The organism is Saccharomonospora halophila 8, from assembly GCF_000383775.1.
Taxonomy (GTDB): domain Bacteria; phylum Actinomycetota; class Actinomycetes; order Mycobacteriales; family Pseudonocardiaceae; genus Saccharomonospora; species Saccharomonospora halophila.
In genome coordinates this window covers 77,730-84,422 of sequence record NZ_KB912566.1, presented here as the reverse complement: position 1 = coordinate 84,422, position 6,693 = coordinate 77,730, and the positions used below count along the sequence as shown (strand labels likewise).

The 6,693-nt window shown below is 72.1% G+C and carries 5 protein-coding genes and 2 pseudogenes; 2 read left to right on the top strand and 5 right to left on the bottom strand.

The genetic code is table 11. The features are described 5' to 3' along the window. A pseudogene (locus SACHA_RS25655) lies at nucleotides 1–360 on the bottom strand (hypothetical protein); the annotation flags it as partial. Nucleotides 361–560: 200 nt separating this feature from the next. On the opposite strand from SACHA_RS25655, the gene SACHA_RS0115560 reads away from it, so the two are divergent. Together SACHA_RS0115560 and SACHA_RS0115555 are read left to right on the top strand one after the other, a co-directional pair. Further along, a complete protein-coding gene (locus tag SACHA_RS0115560) occupies nucleotides 561–2,075 on the top strand; it encodes a S8 family serine peptidase (protein ID WP_028663234.1) in 1,515 nt (504 codons plus the stop codon). A 250-nt stretch (nucleotides 2,076–2,325) separates the two neighbouring features. Further along, complete coding sequence (locus tag SACHA_RS0115555) at nucleotides 2,326–2,817, top strand: DUF3145 domain-containing protein (RefSeq protein WP_028663233.1); 492 nt, start codon at nucleotides 2,326–2,328, stop codon at nucleotides 2,815–2,817. A gap of 59 nt (nucleotides 2,818–2,876) precedes the next feature. On the opposite strand, the gene SACHA_RS0115550 is transcribed toward SACHA_RS0115555, so the two are convergent. From SACHA_RS0115550 to SACHA_RS22495, 4 genes and pseudogenes are all read right to left on the bottom strand, one after another. Continuing rightward, nucleotides 2,877–4,124 (bottom strand): beta-ketoacyl-[acyl-carrier-protein] synthase family protein, encoded by a 1,248-nt coding sequence (locus SACHA_RS0115550; protein WP_019811196.1) that lies wholly within the window; start codon nucleotides 4,122–4,124, stop codon nucleotides 2,877–2,879. Nucleotides 4,125–4,157: 33 nt separating this feature from the next. Beyond that, complete coding sequence (locus SACHA_RS0115545) at nucleotides 4,158–4,403, bottom strand: acyl carrier protein (RefSeq protein WP_007024696.1); 246 nt, start codon at nucleotides 4,401–4,403, stop codon at nucleotides 4,158–4,160. A gap of 131 nt (nucleotides 4,404–4,534) precedes the next feature. Continuing rightward, a complete protein-coding gene (locus SACHA_RS0115540; protein ID WP_019811193.1) occupies nucleotides 4,535–5,521 on the bottom strand; it encodes a beta-ketoacyl-ACP synthase III in 987 nt (328 codons plus the stop codon). Further along, nucleotides 5,518–6,374 (bottom strand): annotated as a pseudogene (locus tag SACHA_RS22495) (ACP S-malonyltransferase). The gene SACHA_RS0115540 and the pseudogene SACHA_RS22495 overlap by 4 nt, the downstream one beginning before the upstream one ends. Between the last annotated feature and the right edge of the window lie 319 nt (nucleotides 6,375–6,693).

Genomic DNA, 6,693 nt, shown 5'->3' with positions numbered 1-6,693 from the left:
GGTGGTGGGGTCGGTCGCGGGGCCGTCCGCCCGGTCCTGTGGATTCTCCGGCGGGGTGTCCCCGGTGCGGGTCTTCCCGACGGGCCCGCCGGGTGCGAGGGGCCAGCCGTCGGCCTCCCACGCCCCGTGCAGCGGGGCCCGCAGGGTCAGCGCCGGGGCGGGCAGGTCCACACCGACGACCACCACGACCCCGTGCGGCAGCACGAGGAGCGCGTCGAGGTCGGTCTCCAGCCCGGGAGGTCGCACGCCGAGCAGACCAACCCCGCCGACCACCTCCCCGCCCCGCCCGAGGGCGGCCAGGGACGCGCGGACGTCGTCGGAGACGCGGGCGGGACGGGCGGGGAATCGGATGAGTCGCACTGCGCCTCCCTGTGACGGGCCACCGGCGGGATCCGGGCGAAGTCCCAGGTCTCGGGCCTCCTGCCGTGTTTATAGCCGAGCTCGGCCGGTATCGCCGGGCAGTGTGCGCGCAAAGTAACCATTGACAGTGATTGCTGTCACCTAGTTGAGTGCTACTCCAAAGTAGATTGCGGAATGTTTTCCGGGTTCTGGAGGATGGAATGCGCTTACGGGCGGGTCGGGGCCCGCGGTCACTGGTGATCGCGGTGTCCGCCACGGCCCTGACGGTGACGGCGGGTCTGGCGACGGCGACGATCGCCGCGCCGCTGGCCGCCGGAGACGACGGTGACGGGCTGCTCACGCCGGTCTCCGACACTCTCGGTGCGGTGTTGTCCACGGTGGAGGACACGGCGCCGGTCACCGTTCTGGTGCACGGTGTCGACACGGCGGCCGCGGACGACGCCGTGCGCGACGCCGGGCTCACGAAGATCACCTCGTTCGACCGGATCGGCGTGGTCGCCGCGTCCGGCAGCGCGGACCGGGTCGAGGAGCTGCGATCGGCCGAGGGGGTGACGTACCTGGAGAACAACGACCCGATCGAGACGTTCGCCAGTTCCGGAACGGAAGCCACCCGCAGCCGCTCCGCGCAGCAGTCGTTGACCGGTGCGGACGGAACGAATCTGGACGGCTCCGGGGTGGGCGTCGCGGTCATCGACACCGGGGTGGACCCCCTGCACCCCGCGCTGCGGGACGCCGACGGCGACAGCCGGGTCGTGCGCAACCTGAAGAGTCTGTGCACCGCGGAACAGACGGGCACCGACTGCGTGGTCGACCTTCCGACCACCCTGGACACCGACACGCTCTCCCTCGGCGGGCACGGCACCCACGTCACCGGCATCGCGGCGGGACGGAACTACGAGCTCTCCGCCGACACCCGTGTCGGTGGCTCGGCGCCGGGTTCGTCGGTGGTCTCGATCTCGACCGGAGCCGCGCTGGTCATCCTGGGCAGTGACGCGGCGCTGAACTGGGTCCTGGAGAACCACGAGGCCCCGTGCGGTGCGGACGTCTCCGCGCGGGAGTGCCCGCCGATCAAGGTGGTGAACAACTCCTACGGACCCGGTGGGGGCGGGGAGTTCGACCCGAACTCGGCGACGGTGAAGCTCCAGCGCGCACTGGCGGCCGAGGGTGTGGTCACGGTCTGGGCCAACGGCAACGACGGTGGTGACGGGTCGCAGAACCTGTCCAACCCGCCGGGGCAGGACCCGACCCCGGGCGTGCTCTCGGTGGCGTCCTACAACGACCAGGGAACCGGCACGCGCGACGGCACGGTGTCCGACTTCTCCTCGCGGGGCGCCGCCTCCGAGCCGCAGAGCTGGCCGGACGTGTCCGCGCCGGGTGAGAACATCCTCTCCGCCTGCAGGCCGACCCAGGCCCTGTGCCTCACCAGCTCCCAACCGGAGAACGGCCCGGGCCCGCTCGACCTGGCGACCTACAACGTCATGAGCGGCACGTCGATGGCCGCGCCGCAGGTCACCGGTATCGTCGCTCAGCTGTTCCAGGCGGACCCGCAGGCGACGCCGGGCGAGGTGGAGCACGCGATCAAGTCGACGGCGCACAAGTACACCGACGGTGCCGCGTACGAGCAGGTGGACGGGTACACGTCCAGCTACGACAAGGGCACCGGGCTGGTGGACACCGTCGCCGCCGCCACCGCTCTCGGCGCGGGGACCCGGTGAGATCCCGCTGAGCGGATTCCGCACACCCTGTCCCGCGGGCGGTTCCGCGTACCGCGTGCGGACACCGGCTCCGGGCCCGGGAGACGACTCCCGGGCCCGGAGCCGTTCCACGCGAGTGTGAATCCTGGTGCTCGTGTGGCCAAACGGGTGAGTGCGGTGCAGAATGTGGCGGGAGTCGCCGCGGGTGGTCCATCCGTTCCCGACGAGGTCGTAGGGGAAGACGCCCCTCGTCGAACAGCGGAGGTCAGCAGTGAGCACTCGTGGCGTGGTGTACGTCCACTCGTCGCCGTCTGCGGTATGCCCGCACGTCGAGTGGGCGATTTCCGGCACGCTCGGTGGCCGGGTGGACCTGCGGTGGACCGCGCAGCCCGCCGCACCCGGGCAGTTGCGTGCCGAGTGTGAGTGGCGCGCGCCCGCGGGCACGGGCGGAAAGCTCGCGTCCGCGCTGAAGGCGTGGCCGATGCTGCGCTTCGAGGTCACCGAGGAACCGAGTTCCGGTGTGGACGGGCAGCGGTTCTGCCACGCGCCCGGCCTCGGGCTGTGGCACGCGCGTACGAGCGCGAACGGCGACGTGGTCGTCGCCGAAGACCGGATTCGGCACCTGGTGTCGGCCAGTCGCGGGGGCGAGCCGCTCGCGCACGAACTGGATCAGCTGCTCGGCGCGAGCTGGGACGAGGCGCTGGAGCCGTTCCGGCACGCGGGCGACGGCGCCCCGGTCACCTGGTTGCACCAGGTCGGCTGAGGCACCCGCCCGCGTACCGGCCGGTGCGCAGCACTGTCACACCGTCGTGCACAGCACTGTCACACCGTCGTGAACAGCAACGCGGTGTTGTGGCCGCCGAACCCGAACGAGTTGCTCACCGCCGCGGAGAGTTCCACCTTCCGCGGTTCGTCCCGGACCACGTCGAGCGCCACGTCGGGATCGAGGGTCGCCAGGTTCCGGGTGGCGGGCACGATCCCGTGGTACAGCGACAGGATCGTCACGATGCCCTCCACCGCGCCGGCACCGCCGACGAGGTGCCCGAGGGCGCCCTTCGGTGCGGTGACCACCGGGTCGTCCCCGATGGCCTTCCGGATCGCGGCCGCCTCCCCGACGTCCCCGACCACCGTGGAGGTGGCGTGCGCGTTGACGTGTCCGACCTCGCCCGCCGGGAGGCCGGCCATGTGCATGGCGTGCTCCATCGCCGCGATCTGACCGATCCCGTCGGGATGGTTGCCGGTGATGTGGTAGGCGTCCGAGGTGATCCCGTAACCCCCCAGCCGCGCGTAGACCCGGGCACCCCGGGCCGCGGCGCGGTCGGCGCGTTCCAGCACGACGGTGCCCGCACCCTCACCGAGCACGAACCCGTCGCGGTCGGCGTCGAACGGCCGGGACGCGTGGTCCGGGTCGTCGTTGCGGGTCGAGACCGTGCGTGCCTGGGCGAACCCGGCGACGGTGATCGGGGCGATGCAGGCCTCCGCGCCGCCGGCGACGACCACGTCGGCGCGGCCCGAGGCGATCATCTGATAACCGACCGCGATGCCCTCCGCACCGGACGCACACGCCGAGGCCGGGGAGTGCACCCCGGCACGGGCCCCGAGATCGATCCCGACGTGGGCCGCCGGACCGTTCGGCATCAGCATCGGCACCGTCAACGGGGAGACCTTGCGGATGCCGTGCTCCTCCAGGAGGTCGTCCTGGGTGAGCAGGGTGACGGGTCCGCCGATACCGGACCCGATGGAGACACCCAGCCGGTCGGGATCGACCTCGGCGTACTCGTCGGTCGACTCCGCGAACCCGGCGTCCGCCCACGCCTCCCGTGCGGCGATGAGGGCAACCTGCTCACACCGGTCGAGCCTGCGTGCCTGGACACGCGGGATCTTCTCGGTCGGCTCCTCCGCGAGCGGGGCGCCGATCTTCACGGGCAGGTCGTGCCGCTGGACCCAGTCGGCCTCGATGGTCCGGATCCCGCTGCGGCCCGCGAGCAGGCCGTCCCACGTGGTCGCGACGTCCGGCCCGAGCGGTGTGGTGGCACCGATCCCGGTGACGACGACGTCGGTGTTGCTCATCTGGTGTCTCCCCGAGAGGCGCGTTCGGAACGCTTACTTGGAGTTCGCCGCGACGTAGTCCACGGCGTCGCCGACGGTCTTGAGGTTGGCCAGCTCGTCGTCCGGAATCTTGACGCCGAACTTGTCCTCGGCCTGGACGGCGATCTCCACCATGGACAGCGAGTCGATGTCCAGGTCGTCGACGAACGACTTCTCCAGGGCGACCTCGTCCTGGGCCACGCCCGCGACCTCCTCGACGATCTCGGCGAGCCCCGACAGGATCTGGTCTTTGTCTGCCACTTCGGTTCCTTCCGGTTCGTGTATCCGGTGCTCTCGCACCGGTGTTGCGGTCGGTGCTTCTCGCACCGGTGTTGCGGTCGGTGCTTCGCACCGGTGTCGCGACGGACCTTACGCCGTCGTCGTCCGTGGTATCACGGGCAGATCAGGATCTGTGCCGCGTAGGACAGGCCCGCGCCGAAGCCCACGGCCAGCACGACGTCGCCGCTGTCGACGGTTCCGGCGGCGCGCATGTGGTCCAGTGCCAACGGGATGGACGCCGAGGAGGTGTTCCCCGAGTACCGGATGTCGTCGGCGACCACCATGTCCTCCCGCGCGCCCTTCGCGCGCAGCCGCTTGGCGATGGCCTCGACGATCCGCAGGTTGGCCTGGTGCGGGATCAGGACGTCGACATCGGACAGCTCGACGCCCGCGAGCTCGGCCGCACGCATCGCCACCGGCGCCACCTGCGTGGTCGCCCAGCGGAACACCGACTGTCCCTCCTGGAAGATGTAGCGGTTGTCGCGCATGTAGATCATGTCGACGAGATCCCCGGCGCTGCCCCAGGCCACCGGCCCGACCCCGGCGTCGGTGGCGGGGCCGACCAGTGCGGCGCCCGCACCGTCGGCGAAGATGATCGCGGTCGACCGGTCGTCCGGGTCGACCACGTCGGTCAGCTTCTCCGCACCGATGACGAGCACCCGGCCCGCCGAGCCCGACCGGATCAGGTCGGAGGCGATGCCCAGTCCGTAGCAGAATCCGGCGCACGCGGCGTTGAGGTCGAACGCACCCGCCGCGGGGATGCCGATCCGGTCGGCGACCTGGGCGGCGGCGTTCGGGATGGGGGCGGGCATCGTGCAGTTCGGCACGATCACGGTGTCCACGTCGGCGGGGGCGATCCCGGCGTCGGCCAGCGCCTTGGCCCCGGCGGTGACGGCCATGTCCACCACCTGCTCGTCCTCGTCGGCGAAGCGGCGCTCGACGATCCCGACCCGGTCGCGGATCCACTGGTCGTCGGTGTCCATCCGGGCGGCGAGGTCGTGGTTGGTGACGACCCGGTCGGGCTGGGTGCTGCCGAGGCCGAGCACCCGCGTGGCCGGAGCCCCGTGGGTCAGGGTGAGCGCGGGCGGCCTGCCGGTCATGCGAGGTCCCCGAGCGTGTCCGGCGTCTTCACCGCGACGGGGGCGGTCACCACGTCCTTCAGTTCCCGGCGGACGAGGCCGGTCAGGGTTCCCGCCGGAGGCAGCTCGACCGTCCGGTCGACCCCGAGGGAGCGCAGCCCCTGCATCGTGAGGTCCCAGCGCACCGGGCGGGTCACCTGCCGCACGAGCCGGTCGAGGTACTCCGCGCCGCTGGTGACCGGGGCACCGTCGGCGTTGGACAGCAGGCCACGCGCCGGGTCCGCGGTCGTCAGCTCCGCCGCGTGGGTCCGCAGCGCCTCCTCGGCGGGGGCCATGTAGGGAGTGTGGAAGGCGCCCGCGACGTTCAGCGCACGCACCTTCGTGCCCGTCGAGGGGTTCGGCCACGATCCGTTCGACCGCCTCGACGGAGCCGGAGGCGACGATCTGGCCCGCCCCGTTGCGGTTGGCGGCCTCCAGCCCCTGCTCGTGCAGCCACGCCACGACCTTCTCCGGGTCGCCGAGCATCACGGCGGCCATCGAGGTGGGCTCGGCCGCGCAGGCCTTCGCCATCTCCGCGCCGCGCACCGCGGCGAGGGTGACCGCGTCCTCGGCGGACAGGACCCCCCGCGATCGCGGCGGCGGCGAGTTCGCCGATCGAGTGCCCGGCCACCGAGCCGTCGGAGCGCACCGCGGGTGGCAGGTACTCGAACGCGAGCAGCGAGGTCGCGACGATCAGCGGCTGGGTGACGGCGGTGTCCCGGATCTCGTCGGCGTCCGCCTCGGTGCCGAGCCGGAGCAGGTCCAGCCCGCAGCGGGCCGACCAGCGCCGGATCCGGTCCTCCGCGCCGTCGAGTTCGAGCCAGGCGGACAGCATTCCGGGGGTCTGCGACCCCTGTCCGGGGCAGAGTAGGGCGGTGGTCACCCCCGTAGGGAACCTGGTCGCCTCCGGTGACCGGGATGCCGCCCACTCACAGGGTCCGTCGACCCACGTTGTGGACCCCCTACAAACACCCCGCCGACCAGCGACAATCCACGGTGACCCCCACCACACCACCGTCCCGAATCCGCGAGTCGCCACCCGATGCCCGCGAGTCGACGTTCCACGACCGTGACGCCGACGCCCCGGGAGAGGGGCGCCGCGCCCGGCGGTCGGGACCGCCGGGCGCGCTCACCACAGGCCGCGGGAGCGGGCG